This is a genomic window from Rothia sp. CCM 9417, from assembly GCF_048513575.1.
Lineage (GTDB): Bacteria > Actinomycetota > Actinomycetes > Actinomycetales > Micrococcaceae > Rothia.
Window position 1 is genome coordinate 290,178 of record NZ_JBLXXT010000002.1, and the last position, 25,784, is coordinate 315,961.

The 25,784-nt window shown below is 55.3% G+C and carries 21 protein-coding genes and 1 tRNA gene; 2 read left to right on the forward strand and 20 right to left on the reverse strand.

The genetic code is table 11. The features are described from left to right. Nucleotides 1-86 precede the first annotated feature (86 nt). The 14 genes from ACN082_RS04805 to ACN082_RS04870 form a co-directional block, all read right to left on the reverse strand. Nucleotides 87-1,130, reverse strand: a complete 1,044-nt coding sequence (locus ACN082_RS04805; protein WP_419099707.1) for a hypothetical protein — start codon at nt 1,128-1,130, stop codon at nt 87-89. A gap of 27 nt (nt 1,131-1,157) precedes the next feature. Further along, nucleotides 1,158-3,971, reverse strand: coding sequence for a DEAD/DEAH box helicase (locus tag ACN082_RS04810; protein ID WP_419099708.1), 2,814 nt, complete (start codon nt 3,969-3,971; stop codon nt 1,158-1,160). 111 nt (nt 3,972-4,082) lie between these two features. Next, nucleotides 4,083-4,940 (reverse strand): twin-arginine translocase subunit TatC, encoded by an 858-nt coding sequence (gene tatC, locus ACN082_RS04815; RefSeq protein ID WP_419099709.1) that lies wholly within the window; start codon nt 4,938-4,940, stop codon nt 4,083-4,085. Nucleotides 4,941-5,047: 107 nt separating this feature from the next. Then, nucleotides 5,048-5,308: a Sec-independent protein translocase subunit TatA gene (tatA, locus tag ACN082_RS04820; RefSeq protein ID WP_419099710.1), complete on the reverse strand. Its 261-nt coding sequence runs from the start codon at nt 5,306-5,308 to the stop codon at nt 5,048-5,050. A gap of 5 nt (nt 5,309-5,313) precedes the next feature. Beyond that, complete coding sequence (locus ACN082_RS04825) at nt 5,314-5,565, reverse strand: hypothetical protein (RefSeq protein ID WP_419099711.1); 252 nt, start codon at nt 5,563-5,565, stop codon at nt 5,314-5,316. Between the two features lie 189 nt (nt 5,566-5,754). Then, nucleotides 5,755-7,701: a helix-turn-helix transcriptional regulator gene (locus ACN082_RS04830; RefSeq protein WP_419099712.1), complete on the reverse strand. Its 1,947-nt coding sequence runs from the start codon at nt 7,699-7,701 to the stop codon at nt 5,755-5,757. An 86-nt stretch (nt 7,702-7,787) separates the two neighbouring features. After that, entirely contained in the window at nt 7,788-8,189 is a 402-nt protein-coding gene (locus tag ACN082_RS04835) for an FKBP-type peptidyl-prolyl cis-trans isomerase (RefSeq protein ID WP_419099713.1), read from the reverse strand. Between the two features lie 23 nt (nt 8,190-8,212). Further along, a complete protein-coding gene (locus tag ACN082_RS04840) occupies nt 8,213-9,244 on the reverse strand; it encodes an FKBP-type peptidyl-prolyl cis-trans isomerase (RefSeq protein ID WP_419099714.1) in 1,032 nt (343 codons plus the stop codon). Between the two features lie 101 nt (nt 9,245-9,345). After that, entirely contained in the window at nt 9,346-10,779 is a 1,434-nt protein-coding gene (gene pafA, locus ACN082_RS04845; protein WP_419099715.1) for a Pup--protein ligase, read from the reverse strand. Between the two features lie 47 nt (nt 10,780-10,826). Then, the gene (locus tag ACN082_RS04850; protein ID WP_419099716.1) at nt 10,827-11,030 is read right to left on the reverse strand and encodes a ubiquitin-like protein Pup; all 204 of its coding nucleotides are present in this window, start codon (nt 11,028-11,030) and stop codon (nt 10,827-10,829) included. A 24-nt stretch (nt 11,031-11,054) separates the two neighbouring features. Next, nucleotides 11,055-12,635, reverse strand: coding sequence for a depupylase/deamidase Dop (gene dop / locus ACN082_RS04855; protein ID WP_419099806.1), 1,581 nt, complete (start codon nt 12,633-12,635; stop codon nt 11,055-11,057). 30 nt (nt 12,636-12,665) lie between these two features. Then, a complete protein-coding gene (gene arc / locus ACN082_RS04860) occupies nt 12,666-14,345 on the reverse strand; it encodes a proteasome ATPase (RefSeq protein ID WP_419099717.1) in 1,680 nt (559 codons plus the stop codon). 79 nt (nt 14,346-14,424) lie between these two features. Further along, the gene (locus ACN082_RS04865; protein ID WP_419099718.1) at nt 14,425-15,438 is read right to left on the reverse strand and encodes a tRNA (adenine-N1)-methyltransferase; all 1,014 of its coding nucleotides are present in this window, start codon (nt 15,436-15,438) and stop codon (nt 14,425-14,427) included. A 75-nt stretch (nt 15,439-15,513) separates the two neighbouring features. After that, nucleotides 15,514-16,647 carry a site-2 protease family protein gene (locus tag ACN082_RS04870; RefSeq protein ID WP_419099719.1) on the reverse strand — a complete coding sequence of 378 codons (1,134 nt, stop codon included), beginning with the start codon at nt 16,645-16,647 and terminating at the stop codon, nt 15,514-15,516. Nucleotides 16,648-16,748: 101 nt separating this feature from the next. On the opposite strand from ACN082_RS04870, the gene ACN082_RS04875 reads away from it, so the two are divergent. Then, entirely contained in the window at nt 16,749-17,654 is a 906-nt protein-coding gene (locus tag ACN082_RS04875) for a PAC2 family protein (protein ID WP_419099720.1), read from the forward strand. 111 nt (nt 17,655-17,765) lie between these two features. Here ACN082_RS04875 and mshC read toward each other — a convergent pair whose 3' ends face one another. The 4 genes from mshC to ACN082_RS04895 all read right to left on the reverse strand — a co-directional run bounded on the left by mshC (nt 17,766) and on the right by ACN082_RS04895 (nt 21,561). Continuing rightward, entirely contained in the window at nt 17,766-19,064 is a 1,299-nt protein-coding gene (mshC, locus tag ACN082_RS04880; protein ID WP_419099721.1) for a cysteine--1-D-myo-inosityl 2-amino-2-deoxy-alpha-D-glucopyranoside ligase, read from the reverse strand. A gap of 135 nt (nt 19,065-19,199) precedes the next feature. Continuing rightward, on the reverse strand, nt 19,200-20,030 hold the full coding sequence (locus ACN082_RS04885; protein WP_419099722.1) for an undecaprenyl-diphosphate phosphatase: 831 nt from the start codon (nt 20,028-20,030) through the stop codon (nt 19,200-19,202). Between the two features lie 96 nt (nt 20,031-20,126). After that, nucleotides 20,127-20,402: a hypothetical protein gene (locus tag ACN082_RS04890; RefSeq protein WP_419099723.1), complete on the reverse strand. Its 276-nt coding sequence runs from the start codon at nt 20,400-20,402 to the stop codon at nt 20,127-20,129. 196 nt (nt 20,403-20,598) lie between these two features. Beyond that, nucleotides 20,599-21,561: an L-lactate dehydrogenase gene (locus tag ACN082_RS04895; RefSeq protein ID WP_419099724.1), complete on the reverse strand. Its 963-nt coding sequence runs from the start codon at nt 21,559-21,561 to the stop codon at nt 20,599-20,601. A 346-nt stretch (nt 21,562-21,907) separates the two neighbouring features. Here ACN082_RS04895 and ACN082_RS04900 point away from each other — a divergent pair, with 346 nt between their 5' ends. Next, on the forward strand, nt 21,908-23,938 hold the full coding sequence (locus ACN082_RS04900; protein WP_419099807.1) for a DHA2 family efflux MFS transporter permease subunit: 2,031 nt from the start codon (nt 21,908-21,910) through the stop codon (nt 23,936-23,938). A 114-nt stretch (nt 23,939-24,052) separates the two neighbouring features. Here ACN082_RS04900 and ACN082_RS04905 read toward each other — a convergent pair whose 3' ends face one another. Both ACN082_RS04905 and ACN082_RS04910 read right to left on the reverse strand, forming a co-directional pair. After that, on the reverse strand, nt 24,053-25,573 hold the full coding sequence (locus tag ACN082_RS04905; protein ID WP_419099725.1) for a protein adenylyltransferase SelO family protein: 1,521 nt from the start codon (nt 25,571-25,573) through the stop codon (nt 24,053-24,055). 115 nt (nt 25,574-25,688) lie between these two features. Then, a tRNA-Leu gene (locus ACN082_RS04910) sits at nt 25,689-25,774 on the reverse strand. Nucleotides 25,775-25,784 lie beyond the last annotated feature (10 nt).

The following is a 25,784-nucleotide window of genomic DNA, read 5'->3' on the forward strand; positions in this document are numbered from 1 at the left end:
CAGGTCGGTTACTTGAACCAGTGTCTCATTGTATCCTTTATTGAGTTCCACCGGGTTACAAAATACCTCTCATCGATTTGTTACCCTTATCCAATTTTTTGTCCGGAGTTATATAGTGCTAGGAGTTCAGGGCGAGAGACATCATCAGCTAATACAGGTAGCAGGGGTGTTCGCGCGCGGGGATCTGTGCTCCAGGCAGAAATTCTTGAGTCCGGGGTCTGCACCATCAGTTCAGTAACTTTCCACAGCGCACAGTGTGCGGGTGCCCCCGGCACTAACTGCCCAAACCAAGGATTATTCTCTCCCTGCGCCCGATAGACCGCCCGAGTCATAGACTGAAAAGCCGCACGCGCAGACACAGCCATGTCATCTTGCTCAGGGTTAACAGCACGGTTCATTAATTCCCAGCCCAGGGCAAAAGGTGGTCTTAGCGGGTCAGAGCCCAGCACAGCCGATGCTCCAGCCGACAGAGCATGGCTATAGGAATTATGGGATTGGTCAAAGTCTGATGAGAACCCAAGGCTGACATTGAGGTCTTTTGCACGCTCAATCAGGGACATATCCAATGACTGGAGCCCACCCAGGCAGGGGCTAATCCTCATACGGGCCAGCGAATCCATGCCAGCGAGCTTATCCAGAAATTCTTCGGCAACCGAGTCATCTGCGGGTACGGCAACCAGGTTGAGTCGGTGAGACGTAGCAAATTCGAGGGCCTGAGCCGTAGCTTCAGCTGAATCCAGGCAGTAGATACCCTTGACTGCAGGGTCTGGGTGCTGCCCGGTGTTGAGCTTACTAGCTGGTAGGTAATACCTCACCCTTGTTGCTGGGCTCTGTTCAAACCTGCGTGTTGAATCAGTTAGCATCACATTTGCTGAAATGTACCCGGCTTGAGTCAAGGTATCGAGCAAGTCAGCAACCTGATCAGGTTCTGCGCTCAAGGCCGCAAGGGCAAAAGCCGGGGCCAGCAGGTTACCGCTCAAATCAGTGCACCGCATGGAGGGGTCCAAAATAGAGCGAGCACCAGCATCTTGCCCAACCCATTCCACATTCCCTTGGGCCACAACCATGGCAGTAGCAAAAGGATCTGCCGGGCTGTAGACCGAACCGTTCAGAAATACCTGTGTGCTCATTGTGAGCGTTCCTTTCTGTTCGATGTCCTAGAACTGGGTTGCAACGACGCCTCGCCGCAAAAGGTTAATTGCAGCCTCGCATTGGGTGCGAAGCTGTGGATCTGTACTCGATACGTGGGCAATCTGGTCAAGACTATCAATAACCTGTTTAGTCCACCTGACAAAGTCACCCGCAGCGAGGTCCGACTGTGACAGGGTTCGATCCAGGTTGCGGCCGCGTGCCCACTGATAAATTGGCCAGACCATACCGAAATCGGGTGATGAGGTCTGTGGTAGTTGATGAAGTTTTTCTGCATCGTTGAGAGTGCTCCAATGTTTCAGGACCTTCATGAGGGCCTCTTCAACTCCCGAGGATGGATAGCGAGACAGTAGCCCGAATTCTTCTCGTTTAGCTTCGTAGACTAAGGATGACACAACAGCGGCAGTTGCTGCTGGGTCTAGCCCCTGCAAGAAACCGTCTTCAAGGCACAGAGAGGTCAGAAGGTCTTTCTCACCGTAGATGCGACGCAGTGATGCGCCACGAGAGGTCAGTGTATGCTCACCAGTATTGAAATCGACATAACCAAAGTCGGCAAGAAGCAGCGTGATGCGCTCAAAGACCTGGGCAATTGTATTGGTACGTCTTTGAATTTGGCGGCGGAGCCCATCTGTCTCCCGCGATAGCTTGTACCATCGTTCGGCCCACCGGGCGTGGTTTTCTCGCTCTGAACAACCGTGGCAGGGGTGATTACGCAATGAGCTACGCAAGCTATCGATTGCCTGTGACTCTCCGGTATCGCGTTCACTAAAGTATTTTTTCTGTGAGCCTTTACGCGCGGGTAATTCATGGTAGAGAGCCTCGCGAACTCTTGAGGCCATATCACGGCGTTCCTTGGGGGTCTTGCCCGTAAACTTCTTGGATACCTTGATCTTGGAGATAGGTAGGATAGGGCCATCGAGATCACGCGGATCAAGGCGCCTTAGCTGAGCTTTGAGGGTCAGGATTGAAGGCCTGGGGTTCTCCAAAGATTCTGCCCGCGAGAGTACCACAGCTGGTCCTGCGTTCCGGCCCTCGGGAATCTCGATGATATCGCCAGGAAGCAAATCAAGAATCGAGGCGATGGCCTGTGACTGCTGCAGGCGTGAGCGGCCCTTGGCAGCTTTCTTTTCACGCTCAGAAAGCTCCCGCCTCAACGATGCGTATTCGGTAAAATCACCCAGGTGGCATGTCATGGCTTCCTCAAAACCTGCAAGAGCTTTCTCGTTCTTGCGCACCCGCTGGGCAATACCTACAACTGACTTATCTGCCTGGTATTGGGCAAACGAACTTTCAAGAATCTTCTTAGTACGTTCCGCACCAAACTGGGCAAGCAGGTTAGCACTCATATTGTAGGTCGGTTTGAAGGACGAATTGAGAGGATAGGTGCGCTTTGAGGCCAGGCCAGCTACCTGTTGAGGTTCCAGACCAGGACGCCACAGGACAACAGCGTGACCCTCAATATCGATCCCTCGACGGCCTGCCCTTCCTGTCAGCTGGGTGTACTCCCCCGGCGTAATATCGACATGGGTTTCACCATTAAATTTGGTGAGCTTCTCTAAGACCACAGAGCGGGCAGGCATATTGATCCCCAAAGCCAAAGTCTCAGTTGCGAACACCATGCGGATGAGCCCCTGAGAAAAGAGCGTTTCCACGACTTCCTTGAAGACAGGTAGCAGGCCAGCATGGTGTGCAGCCACCCCTCGGGTAAGTCCCTCTCGCCACTCGTAGAAGCCAAGAACAGCAAGATCCGATGTATCAAGAGATGACGTTGCCTCTGCGATGTATGCGCGAATTGTTTGAGCTTCAGAATCGGTCGTCAGCCTAACATCGGCGTCAATGCACTGAGATACGGCCGCATCGCAACCGGCCCTTGAAAAAATAAAACAGATACCGGGTAGCAGACCGTCACGGTCCAAAGCCCGAATCATCTGCGGGCGAGAAACTCTCTGAGGCCTTATATCCTCAGCGCTGTGTCGTGTTTTTTCCCACCCTTCTTCATATTTACCCCGCCGTCCCCTGCCCAAGCGGGAAAAAGACTTTTCTTGCCGCCCGCTCCTAGAACGCGGCCTATGGCTCAGCTTGACCAGCTCAGGATTAACAGCCGGAATTTCAGCAGAGTTGGCGGCATCCTCAACTGTAGTCTCTCCGATGAACAAGTCCAGGAGCTGTTTGCCCACCATCACATGCTGCCACAGCGGCACTGGGCGGTGTTCGGACACAACGATATCGGTGCTCCCGCGCACCATGTCGAGCCAGGCCCCAAACTCTTCTGCGTTAGAGATAGTTGCCGAGAGAGCGATGACAGAGATGTGTTCCGGTAGGTGGATAATAACTTCTTCCCAGACAGCGCCCCGCGAGCGGTCAGCTAGGTAGTGAACCTCGTCCATAACGACATACCCGAGATTCTGAAGGGTCGCCGACCCAGCATAGAGCATGTTACGGAGAACCTCGGTGGTCATCACAAGGATGTCCGCCTCAGAATTGATGGAGGTGTCACCTGTCAGCAGGCCCACAGCCTCATGACCATAAAGGTCAACAAGGTCATGGTACTTCTGATTACTCAGTGCCTTAATGGGGGTTGTGTAAAAAGCCTTTTTGCCCTGTTTCAAGGCTAAATAGATAGCAAATTCGCCAACAATAGTCTTGCCGGCACCTGTTGGGGCTGCAACCAGCACTCCCCTACCATTTTCAACCGAGGTGCAGGCCTCACGCTGAAAGCTATCGAGGGGGAATTCTAAGGTCTGTTCGAATCTGTGCAGGACCGTACGTGATTGAGCAGCGCGCTCCTGTGAGCGAAGATATTGTTCAGCATAGCTAGCCATACAGTCCATCTTAGAGGGGACCGGAGGCCACTCAGGGTTCCTATGGCTAGTTTCGGCCTAAGGCGGATAAGCAAAAACCCCGGTAAACAAACTACCGGGGTCTACTTAAAACTAGAGATTTTCTCGGCCAAGCCGCTCAAGTTCTTCAGCGCTAGTTGCTCGGCTAAGTTGATCGTGTGCCAGGCCCTCTGCAAGCTTGGCGTTCCTCCGATCCCTGCGCTTGTCATTGAGCATGGAAATGCCAATGGCCACAAAGAAGAAAAAGAGTAGGGGAAGCATTAGGTAGAGCATAGACATGATGTCGTTACCGGGAGCCGCAATAGCTGCCAGCAAGCCAACAACCACAACAACCCAACGCCAAGACTTGAGAATAGTTTTGCCCCGAATCAAGCCAATAAAGTTTAGACCAACCAAGACAACTGGAAGGACAAATGATAAACCGAAAACAAGCAGGAACTTAACCACAAAACCGACATAGACATCGGCTGTAAAAAAATTAGTAGCCCCATCTGGGCTGAACATGGTCAAGGTTTCAACCGCTGTAGGCAAAACCCACCAGGCCAGCGCCGTGCCTAGCAGAAACATCGGAATGGCTGTAAAGACAAAACTCAGGGTGTAGAGTTTTTCCTTGCGATAGAGGGCCGGTGTGATGAAAGCCCACAGCTGATAAATCCAGACGGGGCTGGCAATAACCAGACCAATGTACAGTGATACCCTCACTAGCTGATCAAAAGGTGAGGTAGCAGTCGCGTAGTTGAGCGCAGCTGTCCGACCGCTTTCAACATTGATTGCATAGACAGGAGCACTAATAGCTTCCATGAAAGGCTGATAGAGGAAAAAACCTGCCACAGCACAGATAATGGTCGCGATGCCCGCTTTAATGAGCCGGGAACGGAACTCACGGAAGTGCTCACTCAGGGCCATGGTTGCCTGAGGGTTGTTCTTCCGGTTATGTTTTTTCGCCATCATAGCCTTCTGCTATTTCAGTGGAACCCCACAAACCCGCACCCACTAATCCTGGGTACGGGCTGTGATATTTACTCAAAAACGCTCAAAAGAACCAAGGAGTCTCTAACTTAGAGGCCCTTGTTCTGATCAGTGTTGGTGGGGTTATTGATAACTTCGCCCGAAACTACGTCATCAGTAGTAGATCCGGCAACTGTGGTGTTATCTTTCTTAGAATCCTTCTTGAGACCATCGACCTCTGACTTGAAGATGCGCATGGACTGACCCAGGCTACGAGCCATGCCGGGGAGCTTGGGAGCACCGAAAAGCAGAATAATGATGATAGCGAGAATAAGGAGGTGGCCAGGATGAGAAGCGAGATTACCAAACACGTTCGTCACCTTTCTTGGAGACGTTTAAGGTCTCCCATGAGTTGGGGCTGACCGAGTTCGCTGCGGCGTTGAGTGCGACGCTGGGCGCGGTCGAGCGTTCGAGTATTTTTGCCCTGGACATAATCCGAATATGCCGCTCTGACAGGTGTGAAGAAAGCCGGCGAAGTAGTTTTATCCACCGAACCGACAACCCTTGCCTGCCCTAGCTGGCTATTGATATCGTTCTCCCATTCCTGGGCCGCATCAATAGCCTGCATTGCCTTCTTGAAGACACGGTACAAAAGCCAGGCTAGTACACCAAGGGAGCACACGACCAGTGCACTCCATAGGACTATCCAAAACCACCAAGGCATACCCCTCATTATATATGCCAATCACCAAGAGAGAGCAGGACATTTAGCTCTAGGCTTGCAGTGATTCTTTGTACACTCATCTATGGCACATACTCAGCTTTTACCCATACCCGTGGTTTCTATATGATTTACCAGTTCCTTTTGTATTTTCACTGGTGAGAGCACAAATACCGTTGGCCCAAGCTCAACCAGAAAATCAAAGAACCACGACATATAAACCACTGATAGGCGATAAAAAAGACCTTGGGATGTTTCAGCGACTTCCCGCGAATATCTATTGAGCAAGGCAACAGATTTCTCCCGGTGGCCACCTGAGATATCTGAGGGAAGAACAAGTTCAATCTCTTGCCCAGCACCCTTACTACCCACGAGCTCTCTGAGCCACTCGCGTGGAGAGCTGCTATCACTTTCAGGCTGGTGTTCGTAGACTTGCCCCAAAGCTAAACGACTTTCAAGAATCGAGCCAAGAGAGAAATTTCTATATTCCCTGGCAGTTCGGCACCAGGCCTTAACATATTTTGGCCCGTTATCGATAACCAGGCTCACCGGCTCAATCGTTCTGCTACTTGTGCCCTTACGCGAGCGATAAGTGATATTTAAAGGAACACGATGCTCCAGAGCATACGCCAGCTCAGCATCGATATCCGCCTGATAAACAGCAACACGATTCTGGAGGGACTTACTCCCCCTCTGATCATCATTGCCCAGCGCTGACCAGAGCTTAAACTTCAGGAGCGAATACACTTTGCTGGCTTCTGAACTCGCAATCAGCTCAAGCGCCAGGACTAGAACCAGAGATTCAGCTTCCGTGAGCCTTACACCTGAGGTAATCAACGGCCGCCCAGAAGCTGTAACAAACCCGTCGCTCCTGATCTCCACCTCCAGAGAATCATAGTTCAAACTGTAGGAGAGATTCTCAAGCTCTGTACGGATCTTTCGCTCCGGTATATCAAAGAAATCTGCGATCTCTGCAAGGTACATACCCTCTTTCTCAGACACCAGGTTCACCATCAGAAGTAATCTGACCAACTGCTCTGAAGCGCTTTCACGAGAACGCTGTGGCGCAATGGGCTTCCACTCTTTTGGGCTCAAGGGCGAAGTAAGCTGCGGAGTCTGCCGGTGCCAAGCCAACAGCTCTGAACGCAACTGCTCTTCTGCTCGAGCTACCTCAGCCTGGTACCCGGTATCTATTGTTGCCCCAACAGAGTAGCTAGCTATCTCACCCACCATGTGGGTCCTGCCTTGTGCAAGAGCGCTCCGCGCAGATTCAAGGACCCCAAACGACGGTGAGACAAGAACCTGCTGAACCTCTGAATCTGCGCCATCATCGCTGAGGGGCACCGTCAGGACATGTGGAGTTTCTGCCGAACTTAGCTGTTCCAGCACCTCTATCATGCTAAATCCTGCCGGTGGCAGCGGCCCTTCAAGAGCAAGAACCTTGACATCGCTCATACGATCAAGCCTAAAGAGGCGCCGCTCCCTACGATCAGCATCCCAACCTGTCACATACCAGTGCCCGAAACGCAAACCCAAGCCCCAGCAGAATAATTTTCGGCTCTCGGACGACGCCCCGTAGGAAAAACTAACGCCCTTGCCTTCTGCCAAGGACGTAAGGCACTCTGATAAACCAGGCCCCGCCGTAAAGCGTGCCACTTCCCCAGAATCCTCCTGGATACCATAGCCAGTTAAAGTCCCAAGTTTAAGCAAAGCTGAACGCACCTGACGTTCAAGGTCAGTTCCCTCCCAGGCACGAGCACAGCGATTCAAAACAGCACAATCAATCAAAGAGAAACTAACCGGCGCAGCAGGAACCCTCCGCTCAACACGGTAGATAAAACCCGACTCAACCGATGGATCACGCTCAGCGACCAAGCTGATACCCAAAGCACGTAAAACCTGTTTATCTCTCTCAAAAGTTCTTTCAAAAGCCGCGAGCGTTCCTAAACTACGATAGCCCGGTACACGCCACCTAATTTCTTCACGTTCAACACCCCGGGGCATAGCAGAAAGCACTTCTAAGAGCGCTAATGAACGTTCCACAGCTTTTGAAGTCACATATACAAAGATAGCCCCCGGACTGAGCTGTCCGGGGGCTAAACACAGATTTTTACTGAACCTGTTAGGCCTTACCGCTTGGTAACATCGACCAGATCAACAACAAAAATCAGTGACTCATTGGGGCCAATTGCAGCACCGGCACCGCGCTCGCCATAGGCCATATCGCTAGGAATCTCCAGACGACGGCGTCCACCAACCTTCATGCCAAGCAGGCCCTGGTCCCAACCGCGAATAACCATACCAACACCTACCTGAAAGCGGAGCGGTTCCCCTCGACCCCACGAGGCATCAAATTCTTCACCGGTGGAAAAGGCAACACCAACATAATGCGCAGAAACTGTGTCACCGGGTTCGACGATATCGCCGGCACCCTCAATTTCATCGATGATAACGAGCTCTTCGGGCACGCCACCTTCCGGAAAATCAATTTCCGGCTTAGTGCGATCAAGTTTGCGCTGACCAAAAGACATAAGATTATTACCCTTCTAAAGTATTATTCACTCGCTGAGGCTGAAGCTTCAGCAGATTCGGATTCAGTGCTTGTTGCTTCAGCGGACGCGGGAGCAGATTCAGCGGTAGCGGAGGGAGAAGCTTCTGCACGAGAAGGAGCGCTACCGACAATATCAACGACAAAGACCAGGGCACCTTCAGGGGCACCCGAGCTAGCGGCATCTTCACCGTATGCCAGCTCGCTCGGAATAATGAGAAGCACACGGGAGCCAACGGTCTTGCCAGCTAGGCCCTTCTTCCAGCCCTCAATAACCTGTGAAAGAGAGAGACCAGCGGGAGTCTTGCCGTAGTTTCCATCAAACTCAGCTCCATCAGACCAGGTCGCACCAACATAGTCAACATAAACAGTATCGGTTTCGGTAATAGCCGGGCCGTTACCGGTGATCAAGTCCTCGGTGTAGAGCTCGGTGGGTGCATCCCCGCGGTCCTCAGCAAGCTTGAGGGTGGCAGTACCGTCATCGGCGAGTGTGAAAGATTCAAGCGCAGTTGACTTCTTCTCCTTAGCCTGACCTTCAGCGCTCTTCAGTAGTTTGTCTGAAACCGTGTAGACCTCAAGGTTGGTTGCTGTACCGGGTGAGACAGTCGGTTTAGGCGAAGCGGTTGCGGTAGAAGTAGCGTCGATGTTAGTGGTGTATGAGAAAGATACACCCACTTTGGAGCCAACCAGAATCTCGTAGAGCTCGGGAGCCGCTGTTTTCAGACTCTCGCCGACAGGGATAATCATGGGATTGCTAGCGTAAGTACTATCAAGGGCACTCGTATCTGCACCGTTAAAAACAGTGGCATCAACGAGCAGGGTGTCGCCGTCTTTAATGGCTTCACCTTCACCATCAGAAATCTTGTAGGCCTCAGCATCAGAAGCCGCAAAGGGAGTAGCAAAAGAGACTGATGGTTGAGCTGTTGCACCGTTCATGGAGTAGTTGACATCTGAGAGCTTCGAGCTGTTGCCGCAGGCCGACAGCACCAAAGCGAGCGCGGCTGCACTTGAAAGGATGAGGGTTGACTTTTTCTTCACGGGGGTTCACTTTCTAGGGTCTGCCAAATATGACGGGATTCTTAACTGGGTTCATATTATCTGATAGACCTGATTGAGTTCTGAAAAATTGCTGATATCCACTAAATAAAAGGGGTCTGCCAGGTCTGTTTTTCTTTGTGCCCCAGAGAACTGAGCAGTTCATCTAGCTGGCTATTTTGAGTTTCAAACGGGTCTTTGCACATGATGGTGTGCTGGGGTCTGTTGTTGAGCTTCAGGTGAACCCAGTCAACGGTAAAGGGCTCCCCTGCGGCTCTGGCGGCGCTAATAAAGCGGCCACGAAGTGCAGCGCGTGTTGCTGGTGGGTTGACTGCCGCATGGGCTATGTCGGTTTGCTCGACCAAGTTCTTGATAAGGCCCTTACGGCTGAGCAACCCAAAGATGCCGCGCTCCGGGTCAATATCATGATAGGCAAGATCAAGCTGTTGAATCTTGGGGTCGTCATACCCGTGAGCGCCCCGCGCAATATAGGTGTCCAGGAGTTTTTTCTTGATGGCCCAGTCGATTTCAGTGTCGATGAGGGATGTGTCGCCTGTTTCAACCGCATCAAGGGCCCGCCCCCAGAGGTCGAGTACATAGGGGACATCGGGGTGGTGGGGGCCTTTTTGCTCAATGTATTGGGTGGCCGCTTGGTGGTAGTGGCGTTGTAGGGTCAGTGCGTTGGCCTGGGTGCCGTTGGACAGATCGAAGATGGCGGTGCCGGTGAGGTCGTGGGAGATGACGCGCAGGGCGGTTGCGGTGTCTTTGATGTCGTAGGTATTCAGGGGGTAGTAGTCTTCGAGCATGCGCAGGACAAGCTCGGTGGCTCCGAGTTTGAGCAGGGTTGTTGCCTGTGACATGTTGGAGTCGCCGTTGATGACGTGCATGCGGCGGTAGAGAGAGGCATCGGCGTGGGGTTCATCGCGGGTGTTGATGATAGGGCGGGCTCGGGTGGTGGCGGTTGATGAGCCTTCCCAGATGTAGTCGGCCCGTTGGGAGAAGGAGTAGCTGGGGTGCCCTGGGGTTCCCAGGGTGCGTCCGCCCCATTGGGGTGGGCCTTGGGGATGGGTTTTGCCAGCGCCTACGATGATTTGGCGTGTGATGAGGAAGGGTATGAGCGATCGCATGAGCCGGGAGAATTCTACTTTGCGTTCGAGCATGTAGTTTTCGTGGGAGCCAAAGGAGTTGCCGGCCGAATCTACGTTGTTCTTGAAGAGAAAGATTTGGCCCTTGTAGCCCTCTGCTTCGAGATGGTCTTGTGCTTGGTTGACCAGGTCATTGAGCAGGTACTCCCCCGCTTTGTCTTGGGTAAGGGCGTCGCGGATTGAGGCGGTTTCTGCGGTGGCGTATTCGGGGTGGGAGCCTACGTCGAGGTAGAGTCGTCCCCCGTTGGGAAGAAAGACATTCGATGAGCGCCAGGTGTCGACCACGGGTTTGAAGAGCTTTCGGGCTGCTTCTTCGGGTGAGAGGGGGCCGAGCCCACGGGGTATGTAGCGGATACCGAATTCTGTTTCGATTCCGAATATTCTGCGTTCCATCTGTGTCCTTGCCGCTGGTTGAGGGGTGTGGGTGGGGCCTAGGGCTCTTATTGGCCGCCCTTTTGGACGAATCCTTTGACGAAGTCTTCTGCGTTTTCCTCGAGGACACCGTCGATTTCGGCTAGGAGGTCATCGATTTCGGAGACAGCCTGGTGGTTGATGTCGGTTGTTGTGGTTGCCAGTTGGATTTCGTCGGTTCCCTGGCTGGTGGTCTGCTTCTGGTTCTGTGCTTGGCTTTGGATGCGTTCCATGGTGTTTTCCTTTGCTGGGGTTGGTTAGTGTTCGGTCTTGTTCAATAGAGCGAAGAGTTGGTCAGCGTGGGCAAGACCGAGGTGGGGTTCTACTGTTTCTGCGGTGAAGCCGGTGGGGTCGTCCATGTGCAGACGGTGCAGGTCAATTGAGAGCGGGTTGCGGGCTGAGAGGGTATCCCAGTTAGCTCCTAGGACTTCATCGGGCCAGGTGGTGATGAATTTGCCGCGAAGGTAGGCGCGAGTGTCACGAGGCGGTTCGTGGGCGGCGCGGGCAATCTCTTGTGGGGTGAAGAGGGTCTTCATGCGCCCCAGGGCTACCAGCTTGTGGTAGAGGCCTTTGGTGGTTCTGACATCGGAGTATTGCAGATCGATGGCTGCCAGTTTGGGGTCGGCCCAGGTATGTCCCTTGGCAATGTAGGAGCTCATGAGGGCGTATTTGGCAACCCAGTCCAGTCGGTCTGCCAGGGAGAGCAGATCATGTTCTAGTGCCTGGAGTGTGTCTGCCCAAAGATCCAGAATTTCTTGGGTTTCGGGATCGGGGTTGGCTTCGAGGTTTCGGGCGGCCTGGAGGTAGGCATCTTGAATCTCCAGGGCGGTCATTTCGCCGCCGCTAGCCAGTGCCAGGGGCTGTTTGAGGCTAAGATCATGGCTGACAGCGTGCATGGCTTGCACCGGGTCCGCCAGCTTAATGGCTGGGACCTGCTGAGCCTCTACCAGGTTGAGTACCAAGGACATGGTGCCAAACTTCAGCAGGTTTGAGTAGTGTGAGAGGTTAGCATCGCCGGTGATCACGTGGAGCCTGCGGTATTTACTGCTCTCGGCGTGCGGTTCGTCCCGAGTATTAACCAGAGGCCTGCGAACTGTGGTTTCTAAGCCAACGGTGCGTTCAAAGAAATCGGCGCGCTGTGAGATTTGGAAGCCGACTCTCTCCGCTGCTATTCCCAGCCCTACGCGTCCAGAACCCACCATAATCTGGCGGGTGGCGAAGAAGGGCAGTAGGGCCGCTGTCAGGTACTCAAAATCTACTGAGCGCGGGAGCAGGTAGTTCTCGTGAGACCCGTAGGACTGCCCCTTGCCGTCAGTGTTGTTCTTATAGAGGTTAACAGCAGGCATGGCGCTCTGCTCCCCCTGAACCATACGCTCAATGGTTGCTACGCTCTGGGCTGCTATATGGTCCCCGGCGGCATCCCACAGAACCGCATGGCGCGGGTTGGTGACTTCGGGAGATGAGTACTCGGGGTGGGCATGATCTACGTAGAGGCGAGCGCCGTTGGGCAGTATGGAGTTCATGGTGACCGCGTCCCAGTCGATGCGTTCGGCAAAGTGACCCGCTTCGCTGAGTGCTTCGGCGGCGATGTCTTCGCTGGTCAGGATTTGAGCTGTGTCGGTGAGTTGGCTGGGGTGGGCCTTTTCGCGCGTAACGGTGAAGCCTCGGGCATCGGTGAGCGGGGTTTCTGAGCTGTATTCCCAGGTGCTGTTGAGCTCGGCCGTGAGCTTCTCTTTAAGGAGGGTGTCATAGGTGTTGACGACAAAGGCCGAGAGAACGGTGGGGTTAGCATGGGGCTTAGCTGGGGCATGGACCCCGTATTCGGTTTCGGCTCCCATGATGCGGCGAACGGTCACGGTATCCTCCTCTTATTCAGCTTCGACCGAGCGTGCTGGTGCTACTCGGAGGACGCGTAAACGGATGTTCAGGGTGGAGAGGACGTCTTCAATTTCTGCGGCCTGGGGTACTTCGACCTGGTCTTCGAACTCTGCGCGGACCGCTTCAAGCAGGTGCTCAGTGGTGATGCCGTCTGCGCCGGTGGAAAGGTAGGACTTAATGGCCAGTTTTTTGGCCTGGTCTACGATGTTGCGGATAACGGCACCGGAGAGGAAGTCGCCGCGGAAAAGCCAGCGGCTGACCCCGTTCTCTAGGTCGATGAGGATGTAGCGGTTGGCCGGATCGGTGGAGAAGAGCTGGCTAACCACGGTTTTAATCATGGTGCTAACGGCGGCTTCTTTTGAGCCGGCCCGGTCGATTTCGCTCTGACTAATGGGGAGTTGAGCGGTGAGGTAGAGGCCAAAGATTTCGGCGGCTCCTGCCCGGTTGGGGCGGTTGACGCGGATTTTGACGTCCAGACGGCCAGGTCGTAGCACAGCCGGGTCGATCATGTCTTCACGGTTGGTTGCGCCGATGACAATGACGTTATCTAGGCGCTCAACGCCATCAATTTCGGAAAGCAACTGGGGAACGATCGTGGTTTCAACGTCCGAGGATCGTCCGGAGCCGCGAGTGCGGAAAAGGGATTCCATCTCGTCAAAGAAAACGACTACAGGGTGACCGGCGCGGGCCTTGTCGCGGGCGGCGGTGAAGATCTCGCGAATCTGGCGTTCGGTCTCCCCCACGTACTTATCGAGAAGCTCTGGGCCCTTGATGTTGAGGAAGTAACCGGTCTTGCGGATGCCGTCGTCTGCTTTCTCTGCTGCGCGGGCTGCCAGTGAGTTGGCTACGGCCTTGGCTATGAGCGTCTTGCCGTTACCCGGAGGGCCGTAGAGCAGGATTCCCTTGGGCGGGGTCAGCTCGTACTGGCGATAGATTTCGGGGTGTAGGAAGGGCAGCTCAACGGCATCACGAATGAGGTCAATCTGTGAACTGAGGCCACCGATCTGGTCATAGGTGATATCGGGGACTTCTTCAAGGACTAATTCTTGGGCATCGGTATGCGGAACCAGGGAGGTAATCATCTGGATCCGCGAATCGTAGGTGACGGTATCGCCCAGCCTCAGGTCAGCGGGGTTCAGTGCGCCCGAGATTCGGGCGACAGCCTTTGACTGGTTGGGCATATCAATGACCGCATGAGTGTCATCGAGGAGCTCTCGAACCACGACCAGCTCCCCGTAGCCTTCAAAGCCCAGGCAGAGGACAGCTTGACTGTGCTCATTGAGCAAGACCGTCATGCCGGGTTTAAGTGTAGAGAGGGGAAGAAGCGGAGAGCAGGTAATGCGCACCAGACGCCCACCTAAGAATACGTCCAGGTGCTCTTCTATCTCAGCGGGGGTCTTACCCTTAGCCAAGTCCTGGTAGGTCATGCTGGCACCGTGTACTGCTAGAACAATAGCCGAGTTCAGCGGCGGCGCTACCTCCTGAGAAAGCGCTAAGCGCAAGTGCTCAATCTCGTTTTTAGTTTTAGTGAGTGCGGTGACCAGCTTTTGGTTTCTCTCACCAGCAGCACGGAGCTGGCGGTCAAGGTTCCGGCGGTTATCGTTGGCTATATTGAGTTGCCTCAAAATACGTTCGTAGTCGGTTGCCGAAACATTCATCTGTTCACTCATCACTGATCATCTCTTCTGTTGCCCGTCCCCTGGTGCCCTCAGTTGATGCCCGCGGGCACCGGGGAGATTCACGGCTTTTCTACTCTGTTTCTTGAGCGTGCTGGCTAGCTGATGTTGCCTTTTCGGCCAGACTCAAGGCGTCACGGCCTGCCCGGCGGAGCTTACGGTCCGATACCTTGCGCTCACCCAGGGCAGCCGGGGTCCAGGCATTCATATCCTCTTCGGAAAAGTCGGTCTTAGAGGCGCGGCGCTTGGGTGCCAGACGCTCTGCACCGTCTGCCAGACGGCGGGCGGTAATCAGGAAGCCGGTGTGAGCTACCATGCGGTGATCGGGGCGTACAGCTAGGCCCTCAACATGCCAGCCGCGCACCATGGTCTCGTGTGACTCGGGTTCGGTGAACCGGCCATCAGCGCGCAGGGCTTCTGCCACGCGGGAGAGCTGGGTAACGGTTGCTACATAGCAGATAATAACGCCGCCGGGTGCCAGTGCCTGGGCAACAGCGTCCAGGCATTCCCAGGGTGCCAGCATATCCAGAACAGCCCGGTCAACGCTGCCGGGTTCTTCGACATCGCCCAGGGCCTCGGCCAGGTCGCCCAGGGTTAGGGTCCAGGCAGGGTGGGCACCGCCAAAGAAGGTCTCGATGTTACCGCGAGCGATATCAGCGAACTCTTCACGCCGCTCAAAGGAACGCAGGTGCCCCTGATCGCCCACAGCACGCAAGAGGGCAATTGAGAGTGCCCCAGAACCCACACCCGCTTCAATGACGCGAGCGCCGGGGAAGATATCGGCCATTGCAACGATTTGCCCTGCATCCTTGGGGTATACAACAGCTGCCCCGCGCGGCATGGAGAGAACAAAGTCCTTGTAGAGGGGGCGCAGGGCCTGGAACTTAAAGCCTTCGGAGTTCTCAATCACGGTACCCTCAGGGTGGCCAATCAGTTCACTGTGTTGGAAGAAGCCACGGTGGGAGTGGTACTGGCCCCCTTCGGTGAGGGTAATGGTGGTCATGCGTCCGCGTTCGTCGGTGAGTTGTACGCGCTCGCCAGGTCGGAAGGGACCGCGACGGTTAATGCTACCGGTGGGGGTGCTCATAAGGTCAGAAATCTCTTTCGTTAAAGTGTTTTTTCCATTGTCTCAGATAAAGCACCGGTGAGCACACCTGCCGTCTCAGGGTGAGGGCGGTGTGATGCTGCTGAGTGCTCCGGCTATGTCCTGGGCGGTTACGGTTCCTGCGGGGCCAGCGGTGCCGGTCACTAGCCAGATTCTGTCGAGGGCGTTCTCGGCGGGCGGTTCTGTGTAGCTGGCAAAGCCCTGGTACTCGTCTATGATATCGGTGGGCCCTGAGCTTAGGGTGAGATGCCGTCTTTGCAGGGGCTGGGCAATAGCGGCTAAGGGCTGGTAGGCCAGGCTCTGGTAGGAGGCTCTTAGGGTACTTGCTGGTACCACTGCGCGAAATTCGGGTTTTCCTTGGCCCTGGCTGATAAGAACGATGTCGCTCCGGCCGTCCCAGCCTTGTGCGGCAAGACCGATAAGTTCACTGTCAAATTCACAGCTAGCAGGTCCTATGAGTTGCTGAACGTGCAGAGGGTGGCCTGTATCGGAGTTCATTCCAAGTTTCTGAACAGCTGGTAGGAGCCCGGCCCCGATATATACGATAAGGAGCGCCCCAACGATTAAGGTGATGGGGCTCTGCCAAAAACCGGTCATCAGGAGAAAACCAATCAACAGCGCTAGGAGCAGAAAGCCGGTGTAGGTGACCAAGGCGTGAGCCGTTGAGCGACTCCGCACCACCAGGAAGATCAAAGCTTCAACCGCATACCCGCCGTCTAAAGGAAAGGTAGGTAAGAGGTTGAAAAGCCCTATGGCTAGGTTGACCTGCACAGCCAGGTGGAAGCCGTAAAACTCAGCGGTGCCAGTAAGTGCCCAGATGATCTGGCAGGCTAAAGCGACCACAAAATTCATTAGCGGCCCAGCTAAGGCCACCCACAGGGCAGTTGAAGCAGACATAGTGTGTAGGAGGGTCTGCCCGCCCCACATATTGAGCGTGATAGAAGAGACTCGGGCCTTGCGTGCTCTGCCGACCGTTGCGTGTGCAAGTTCATGTAAGAGGACACCCAGTGCAAGAGTGATAGCGACAACGGCCGCTGCCAAATACCCCTGAAAGGTGCTCAAGCTCTGCCAAGAGGCAAGCCGCATACCGTAGCCGGCAATAATGAGCCCCATCAGTGGGAACCATGACCTTTGCAGGTATATGGGCGCACCGGCGAAGCGGCCAATCATGAGCCCGGGTGTTTTCCTCATGCTTTCGCTCCTGCTTCCTAGGGTCACATCAAGACAGGGTTATCCTCAAGCTAGTGTATTACCCAACCAGCGCCCGGCACATATCGGGTAGAATACGGGGAGTGTTTACTCAGCCGCTACCTCACCATCTCTTGACCCACTACGCCCAGAAAGCCGGCAAGCAAGGCCAGGTGCCACCTACCCTCCTGCTGGTGGCCTTTGAGGGCTGGAACGATGCCGGTGAAGCCGCCAGTCAGGCAGTTCAGCTGGTGGCAAAACACTACCAGGCCAAGCCTTTTGCTGGTTTTGAAAGCGAGTCTTTCTACTCCTACTCAGAGAGCAGACCCCACCTGGTACCCGAAGCTCAGGGCCAAGCCACGGGGATTAGCTGGCCCCAAACGCGTTTTGTCGAAGCGTGGAGCACCAAGGGCACACGGATTCTAATCATCACCGGTCAAGAACCCTCCCTCTCCTGGAAGAACTACTGCCAGCACCTACTGGAATTTATGGACCGGGAAAAAGTTGATCTGGTCATCTTCTGCGGTGCCCTGCTCGATGAGGTTCCGCACACCCAACCAGCACCTGTAGGCATCACAAGTTTTAGCCCCACCATGCTGGTGCACCCGGGCGTTGCCCCCAGCACCTATACCGGGCCTACCGGCATCATAGGGGTTCTGGCGCATGCCGCTGGTGCACGCGACATTCCGGCGCTCTCTCTCTGGGCATCTCTGCCCCACTATCTGGCGCATCCGCCCCACCCCAAGGCAACCTTTTCCCTGCTCAGCATCATCGAAGCCATCACGGGCCTGCCCATGCCGCTTGAAAAACTAGCAGATGAAATTATGGCCTGGGAACGGGGTGCCAAAGAGCTACTTGAAGACGAACCTGAGCTCCTAGCCTATGTCCAGCAACTGGAATCAACTTACGAAAGAGCAGACAGCATCGGGGATATCAGCAAGGTCGATATCGCCGCTGAATTTGAGCAGTACCTCAAAGAGCAGGACAGTGAGGGCGGCTCTCCCTTCTAGTTACTCATGGCTAGGGCCCGCTCCAGGGGACTTCTGGTAAAAGAAACCGGTGGCGGCTCCCGCTCAGTAGCAGAACCGCCACCGGTCTAAGGGGTGCAGGGAACACTGGCCTTAGGCTCCCAGGAGCACACCCAACCGAGCAGACAAAAGATCGGCTACCAGCTGGCCACCCCTACCACCGTGTTCCACAACTGACAGTGCCCACTGGTCAATCGCAACCAAAGCGGCTGGAGCATTCAGATCATCGGCAAGCGCATCACGAACAGACGCTAAGAGAGCTAAGGCCGCTTCATCAGCCTCTCCTTCGGCGCTCGCAAGAGCTGAACGGTAGAGCTCCAAACGTCCCTTAGCCTTATCCAGCAGGTCATCGTGCCAGAACCAGTCGGTACGGTAGTGATTATCCATGATGGCAAGACGGATTGCAGCCGGCTCAACCCCAGCCTGGCGCAGCTTAGATACCAAAACAAGATTACCCAGGGACTTACTCATTTTTTCGCCGTCTAGGCCCACCATTCCAGTGTGCATGTAATGCCGGGCCATAGGCTGGCCGGTCAGGGCGTACGAATGGCTGGCACCCAAATCGTGATGCGGGAAGATGAGGTCAGACCCACCGCCCTGCACCGAGAAGGGCGCCCCCAGATGGCTACCCGAAATAACGCTACATTCAATGTGCCAGCCTGGGCGGCCAGCGCCCAGTCCCTCAGCAGGCCAGGACGGTTCACCAGCTCGCGCTACCCGCCACAGAAGCGGATCTAAGGCCTTGCGCTTACCGGGGCGGAGCGGGTCGCCACCACGCTGACTAAAAATAGTTAGCATCTCTTCGGGAGTGTAGTGGGCTATCTGGCCCAGTTTCCAGCCATGCTTACTCCCCTCACCCAGCTTCTGGGCCGCATCAAGGTCAAAGTAGATATCGCCCTCAGGCTGCTGGTTACCCTGCTCATCGGTAAAACCGGGCAGGCGATAGGCCAGGCCGCTTTCCAATAGCTCCAGCACCGCCTGAGCAACAGCAGGAATAGAGTCCACTACGCTCACATAGTTATCGGGCGCAATAACATTCAGGGCAACCATATCGGTGCGGAACAACTCGATCTGTTCCTCAGCGAGTTCCTGCCAGTCAACACCCGTTGCCGCGGCACGCTCTAAGAGAGGGTCATCTACATCGGTAACATTCTGCGCAAACTTTACCGGCACCCCGGCATCGCGCCAGGCCCGATTCAGCAAGTCAAAAGCTACATAGGTAGCCGCATGCCCCATGTGCGTAGCATCGTAGGGTGTGATACCGCAGACATAAAGCCCGGCCTGCTCTTGGCGCTCCAGGGTTGCACGCGCCCCCAGAGCCGTATCAAAAATGGTAGGAAGGGGTGCCTGCCCCGGCAGGGACGGGATAGGGGGTTGTTCCCAAGCTCGCATGAATACCTCACGTTTGGTGGACTTTCTTGGCTCAGCCCCAGCCTATTTGGCCAGGTGCCCGAGTCTAAAACTCTCTAGATAAAACAATACCCGCCCGGTTTATATTTCCGGGCGGGTTGTGCAGTCCAACTAAGTTTAGGCGACGAGGATGCCTGTCCCCAGAAGGATGTAAAGTACTATGCCCAGCGCAATGCGGTACCAGATAAAGATGCTGTAGCTCTTATGCGAAACGTACTTGAGGAACCAGCCGATGATCAGGTAACCCACCACAAAAGCAACCAGAGTCGCCACGACGGTTGAGCCCAGACCGTAGTAGCCGTTGAAGCCCTCAGAGAGGCTACCGGCGAGCTTGTACAAGCCCGATGCGAATACTGCTGGGACCGCCAATAAGAATGAGTAACGAGCGGCGGCTTCGCGGGTATAACCCATCAGCAAACCTGCCATGATAGTGCCACCTGAGCGGGATACGCCGGGGACTAAGGCCAGTGCCTGCGCGAAGCCGTAAATCACGCCGTGCTTGATATTCAGGTCGGTCAGATCGCGCTGTTCCTTACCAATTCGGTCAGCAATTGCCAGGAAAAGGGCAAAGACAATCAGCATGGTTGCTGTAATCCAAAGACTACGGAAGGTTGAATCGATGGCATCTTCAAGAAGCAGGCCAAGGATGCTGATCGGCAGCGAGCCAATAATAATGAACCAGCCCATACGAGCATCGGGGTCATTCTTATCAACTCGACCGATCAGAGAACCAAACCAATTTTTGATGATCCGAACAATGTCCTTCCAAAAGAACACCAGAACTGCTGTTTCGGTACCCAGCTGGGTAATAGCCGTAAAAGCGGCTCCAGGGTCCTCACCGTTGGGCAGGAACTGCCCAATGATGCGAATGTGCCCCGAAGACGAAATTGGCAAAAACTCTGTTAGACCCTGGACTAGACCCAGGATGACTGCTTGTATCCATTCCACAGCTAGAACTTTACGCGAGTCAAAACAAAAGCACAGCACCGCTCGCGGTGCTGTGCTTGGAATAACAGGCTACAAAATCTTCTCTAGCCCCTAAGGTTACTCGGCCTGATCAGCATCTTCTGCGTCGTCAGCCTCAAATTCGTAATCGAATTCATCGGTGTCATCGTCTTCATCCAGGAAAACTTCCAGAGGAGTGACCTCTTCATAAGCGTCAAAAAGAGCCTCTTCGTAACGCTCAAAGGCATTGGCAATGGCAACGTAGGCGTTGTCTACAGCCGCATCGTGTTCACCTCGGCTGTTAACGATTGCGTTGAGGTGCTCTTCAAGAGCGGATGTCAGATAAGCCAGTTCGGCACGAGGATTTGTACTCATACAGTAGACGTTACAGCCTTTCTCCCAAAGTGGGAAATACCCGTCAGGAAAATTTTGGCTAAACCACCTTTCCGCTTCCCCCAGAAGTCCACCCCGTCTTAGGGGGTATAGGTTGGGGCCCGGTTCTGTCTACCGGGCCCCTATCGGCGCTCCTGAGGCCTCTTCCCTTGCGAGAGTGGCGATGACTCGGCCTTGATTAGAAACCTAGAGTAGCCAATGATGCGTTGATTGCGTTGGCTGAAGCGCGCAGACGCTCAATCTCCTCATCGGTCATAGGGACATCGAGTACACGCTTGACACCATCGCGGGAAACGACTGAAGGCAGTGAGAGGGCAGCTTCGCCTTCGATGCCGTAGCGGCCACGGATCTGGGTAGCAACGTTCAGAACGGCGTCCTGGCCCTGCAGGATAGCCTCTGCGATGCGGGTTGCTGAGATGCCGATAGCATAGTTGGTGGAACCTTTGCCTTCAATGACCTTGTAGGCTGCGCGCATAGCCTCTTCAGCAAGTTCAGCTTTAACCTGGTCGGTAAAGACCTTTTCGCCGGCTTCGTTGGTCCATTCGTTGAGAGGAACCATACCAATGTTGGCAGCTGACCATACGGGGAACTCGGAGTCGCCGTGCTCGCCCACGATGTTTGCGTGGACGGAGCGGATGGAAACGCCAGCCTTCTGGGCAATGAGCCAGCGCAGGCGGGAAGAGTCAAGAACGGTACCCGATGCGAAGCAACGCTCGCTGGGCAGGCCGGTAATCTTCTGGGCGACAACGGCCAGAACGTCACAGGGGTTGGTGACGATCATGAGGATTGCGTTGGGTGCTACTGCCATAACCTGGGGCAGCATTGCCTTGAAGATGTTGACGTTTGCTTCTGCCAGTTCCAGGCGGGGCTGGCCGGGCTTCTGGCGAGCGCCTGCGGTGACGATAATCAGGTCAGCATCGCGCAGGATTTCAATATCGCCGCTACCTGCAACCTCAGCTTCGTGGGCGAACATGGTGCCGTGAGCAATATCCAGGCCTTCAGCAACAGCACGGTCGGCGGCAATATCGTAGATCACGATTTCATCGGCTGCGCCGCGGAGGGTTGCTGCGTATGCGGTTGCTGAGCCAACGCCGCCTGCGCCGATAACGCCGAGCTTGGTGTGCTTCTTTTCCAGGGCCATGGTATTAGGTTCCTTTCACAGAATCCGTGGTGGATGTTTTCTGGTGGCAGTTCAATTATGCCACGATTCGATGTGTTTTAGTGTGGTTTTACCTGTAGTTTGTGTGGGGTTTACTCGACCCAGCCCCCTAAAAAACCAACAAAAACAAATATGTGCATCCTGACCTTTTGTTGAAGCTCACATGCTCTAGTGAGCTAGGGAATGTGCGGGAAAGAACATGAACTTTTAGAAGTTTTTGCAGAACTGCAAACTAGAATAAATCTGAGCAAATATCCCATGCACCGAAAGACCAACAGTGACATCACCAGATAAGAAAGTGCCGCCCAGCACGGGTGAAAAACCTATCATGACCCACCGGCAAATCATGCTGGTTATTCTCGGGCTCATGGCGGGCATGTTCCTCTCATCGCTCGATCAGACCATCGTCTCAACAGCGATTCGCACCATCGGCGATGACCTACACGGGCTAGAACAGCAGGCCTGGGTAACCACCGCCTACATGATTACCTCCACCATCACCACCCCTATCTACGGCAAGCTCTCCGATGTCTTCGGCCGCCGCCCCCTCTACCTCTTGGGCATCCTGGTCTTCATTCTGGGCTCCTTACTCTCTAGCTTCTCGACCAGCATGATGATGCTTGCCCTCTTCCGTGCCTTCCAGGGTATTGGTGCGGGCGCGCTGATGTCCCTACCCATGGCGATTATGGGCGACATGCTAGCTCCCCGCGAACGGGCAAAGTATCAGGGCTACTTTTTGGCGGTCTTCGGTATCTCATCGGTGCTCGGGCCCCTCATCGGTGGGATGTTCGCCGGTGCCCCCGAAATTTTCTGGGTTACTGGCTGGCGCTGGGTCTTCCTCATCAACGTACCTGTCGGCCTTGTTGCTCTAGCCATGGTCTGGAAGTTCCTGCATCTGCCCGCTATCGCTGATAAGAGCAAAGCTCCCCGCGTTGACTGGTGGGGCGCAACCAGCGTCATTGTTGCCCTACTGCCCCTGCTCCTGGTGGCTGAGCAGGGCCGTGAGTGGGGCTGGACCTCAGCCTCTGCAATTACCTGCTACCTTATTTCTGCTGTGGGTCTAGTAGCCTTCCTTAGCATTGAAGCTAAGATGGGCCAGGATGCCATTATCCCGCTAGCGCTCTTTAAGTCCGGTGCTTTCTCGATGTCTGCGATTCTGGGCTTCCTTGTAGGCTTTGGCATGTTCGGTGCCATGATGACCATCCCCCTCTACCTACAGATTGTTGTGGGCCTCACTCCCACTGAGTCCGGTTTTGCAACCCTGCCTATGATGGGTGGCATCATGATAGCCTCCATTGTTTCTGGCCGTATGGTTGCCCGTACCGGGAAATACCGCATCTTCCCGATTCTGGGTACAGCGCTCATGACCCTTGCCTACTTCTATCTGACCTTTATGACGGTTGACCGCCCGCTCTGGTTCCTGATGATCGGTATGTTCATCATGGGTCTTGGCTTGGGCCAGCTCATGCAGTCACTCACCCTCGCCGCCCAGAACGCTGTGGCACCGACCTACATGGGGGTTGCCTCTTCTGGGTCCACCTTCTTCCGCCAGATTGGTGGCACAATGGGCACCGCCGTTCTGCTCTCTGTTCTCTTCTCTGCAATGCCCGCCAACATTGTTAAAGCTATGGGTAACGACGATGACCTGCGCGCAGGGCTCGATGCCGCGCTGACACCGGCAGTTGCTCAGGCACCTGAAAATCAGGGCGTCATGGATCAGATCTGGAACAAGATTCTTACTCCTGCGCAAGCGGGTATCGCCACGCAACTCCAGCAGGCAGCCGAGAGCGCCAAATCAACCGCAGATACTCAGGTCAAGGAGCAGGTCACCCAGGCTGTTCAGAAGCAGGTAGAGGCTGACCTTCTTGCGGCAGACCAGGCTCAGACAGTCATCGATGCCCAGATTGAGCAGGCTAGCCCGCAGGCAGAGACTGCCGCACTGGAACAGGTTGCCAGCCAACTCCATGCCACCGCCGATAAGGGAACTCTAACCGTTAACTGGTCCGACCAGGCCCAGCGCACCTACTGGGTAGATCAGCTAGTGCCGCAGATAGCTCAGAAAATCGAAGAAAACTCCGGGGAAACTCAGGGCGCTGAAGTGTCAACCTCCGATACCTCGTATCTGAACGGCGCAGATGCCCGCCTGACCCGCCCCTTCATGGAGGGTTTCACCGCCTCAGCGGTCTCGGTCTACTGGGTGGGCTTCTTCGTTACGGTATTGGCTTTTATTCTTGCTCTCTTCTTTAGGGTGCCCCCGCTACGCACTAGCTCCGGTCTACAGGAAAGCGCGCGCGTGAAGCAGGCTGATAAGCAGTTAGCCACTGCCCAAGAAACTGAGCAGAGTAAAGAATCTGTCTAGCGCGCTTGTGGTGTGGGTATATTCCCGCCGCAACCGCTAGTCCCAGCAAGGGGCTGATGACCTGTGTAGGGTCATCGGCCCTTTCTCTTACCCTCAGTACCCGGTGTAGGGGTTCTAGGTGCCGCAGAAGCTGACAAAGAAACGTGACTGGGCGGGTGCTGTCTGTAAAAATTTGGCCCCCTCTTGAGGGGTGAAAGGCCTGCTGATGATGTCAATGAGGCCCAGTACCGGCTCTAGGTTTCCTCGCTCCACCTGACGCAGGGCAGTCTCCAGGGCAAGGTTGCGAGGAATGTAGAGGGGATTTGCCCGCTTCATCAACTGCTCCGCGCGCTCAGGGGTGGTCTGCGTCAGCTCTTGCAGGTGCTGTTGTTCTGCCAGCCAGGCGGCCTGTTCCTGCCCTTTGAGCAGGCAGCTGCCTCCGGTGAGAGAACTGAAAAAGCCGGTGAAATCGAGGGACTGTTCTTCGAGTAAGTTCAGCGTCCGGTCGATGAAGGCAGCCCCCTGTGCCCGGTGTTCTACGGGTGTTGATGAGAGGTCACAGCCGATTTTCTGCGCAAACAAACTAACCTGCCGGTCGCGGATAGTCTCTTCAAACTCGGCCAGGACCTCTGTTGCCAGGTGAATAGCCCGGTTGGGGTTCTCACCGTCGATGAGGTCAAGCAGGGTTTCAGCAAAGCGCGCAAGGTTCCACTGGGTGACAGCGGGTTGCTGGTCGTAGGCATAGCGCCCGTTCTGGTCAATTGAGCTGTACACGGCACCGCGTCTAAAGGTGTCGATGAGGGCGCAGGGCCCGAAGTCTATGGCCTGACCGGAGATAGTCACGTTATCGGTGTTCAGTACCCCGTGCACGAAGCCCAGTGCCTGCCATTGAGCCACCAGCTCGGCCTGTCTCTGTGCTACCGCGCGCAGGAGGGCCAGGGCCTCTTGACCGCTGGTTGCTGGGAGTTCTACCTCCGGGTAGTGGCGGTGTAGGGCGTAGCTGACTAGCTCCCGGCGGGTGTCCGTATCTGCCCGGTACTGGGCGTACTGGAAGGTCCCCACCCGTATGTGGCTGTTAGCCACACGCACCCCGATGCCGGCAGGCTCAGGTTGGGGCGAACGCCGTCTGATGCGTTGCCCGGTTTCGATAATGGCCAGGACCCTGCTGGTCGGCACGTTCATTGCGTGCAGGAATTCCCCGATGACCGCTTCGCGCCAGATTGCTGACAGCGGTGCCTTGCCGTCTGAGCCGGGGCGCGAAAAGGGCGTCCTGCCGCTGCCTTTAAGGTGTAGGTCTAGGCGGTGAGCTCTGGCCCCAGGAGTATCACCAGCTTTTGGGCTGGGGGTTAGTTCCCCGGTCAGGTGGGCCCGGCCGTCCCCTAAGACGGGTGAGAGCTGGCCGAACTGGTAGCCGGAGTAGGCAAGGGCGTAGGTGCTTTTGCTTGCCCCGCCGGTGAGCCAGGTGAGTCCTTGGGCGCTGGCGAGGCGCTCGCTGTCTAGTCCGAGTTCGCGGGCCAGGCTGTGGTTGACCCAGGCTACTTTTGATCCTGCGGGTATCTCTGGCTGCGCGGGGTGGGCCAGGGATGGGAAGGCCTGGGCGTAGGTGTGTTCGAGCTTGGGTAGATGGGATGACGGGGTGGGGCTGCTGGCTGTCATGTTCCCAGTCTATCGGCCCTCTACGGTTGGGGTCGGTGCCGGGTTCGGCCTTGGTCTGGGTGGTTGGGTGGGCATAGAAAAATCCCCGGCTCTTAAAGAACCGAGGATTGCTCTGTGCGCGAGGGGGGACTTGAACCCCCACCCTCTAATACGAGGACTAGCACCTCAAGCTAGCGCGTCTGCCTATTCCGCCACCCGCGCAAGGTGTCTT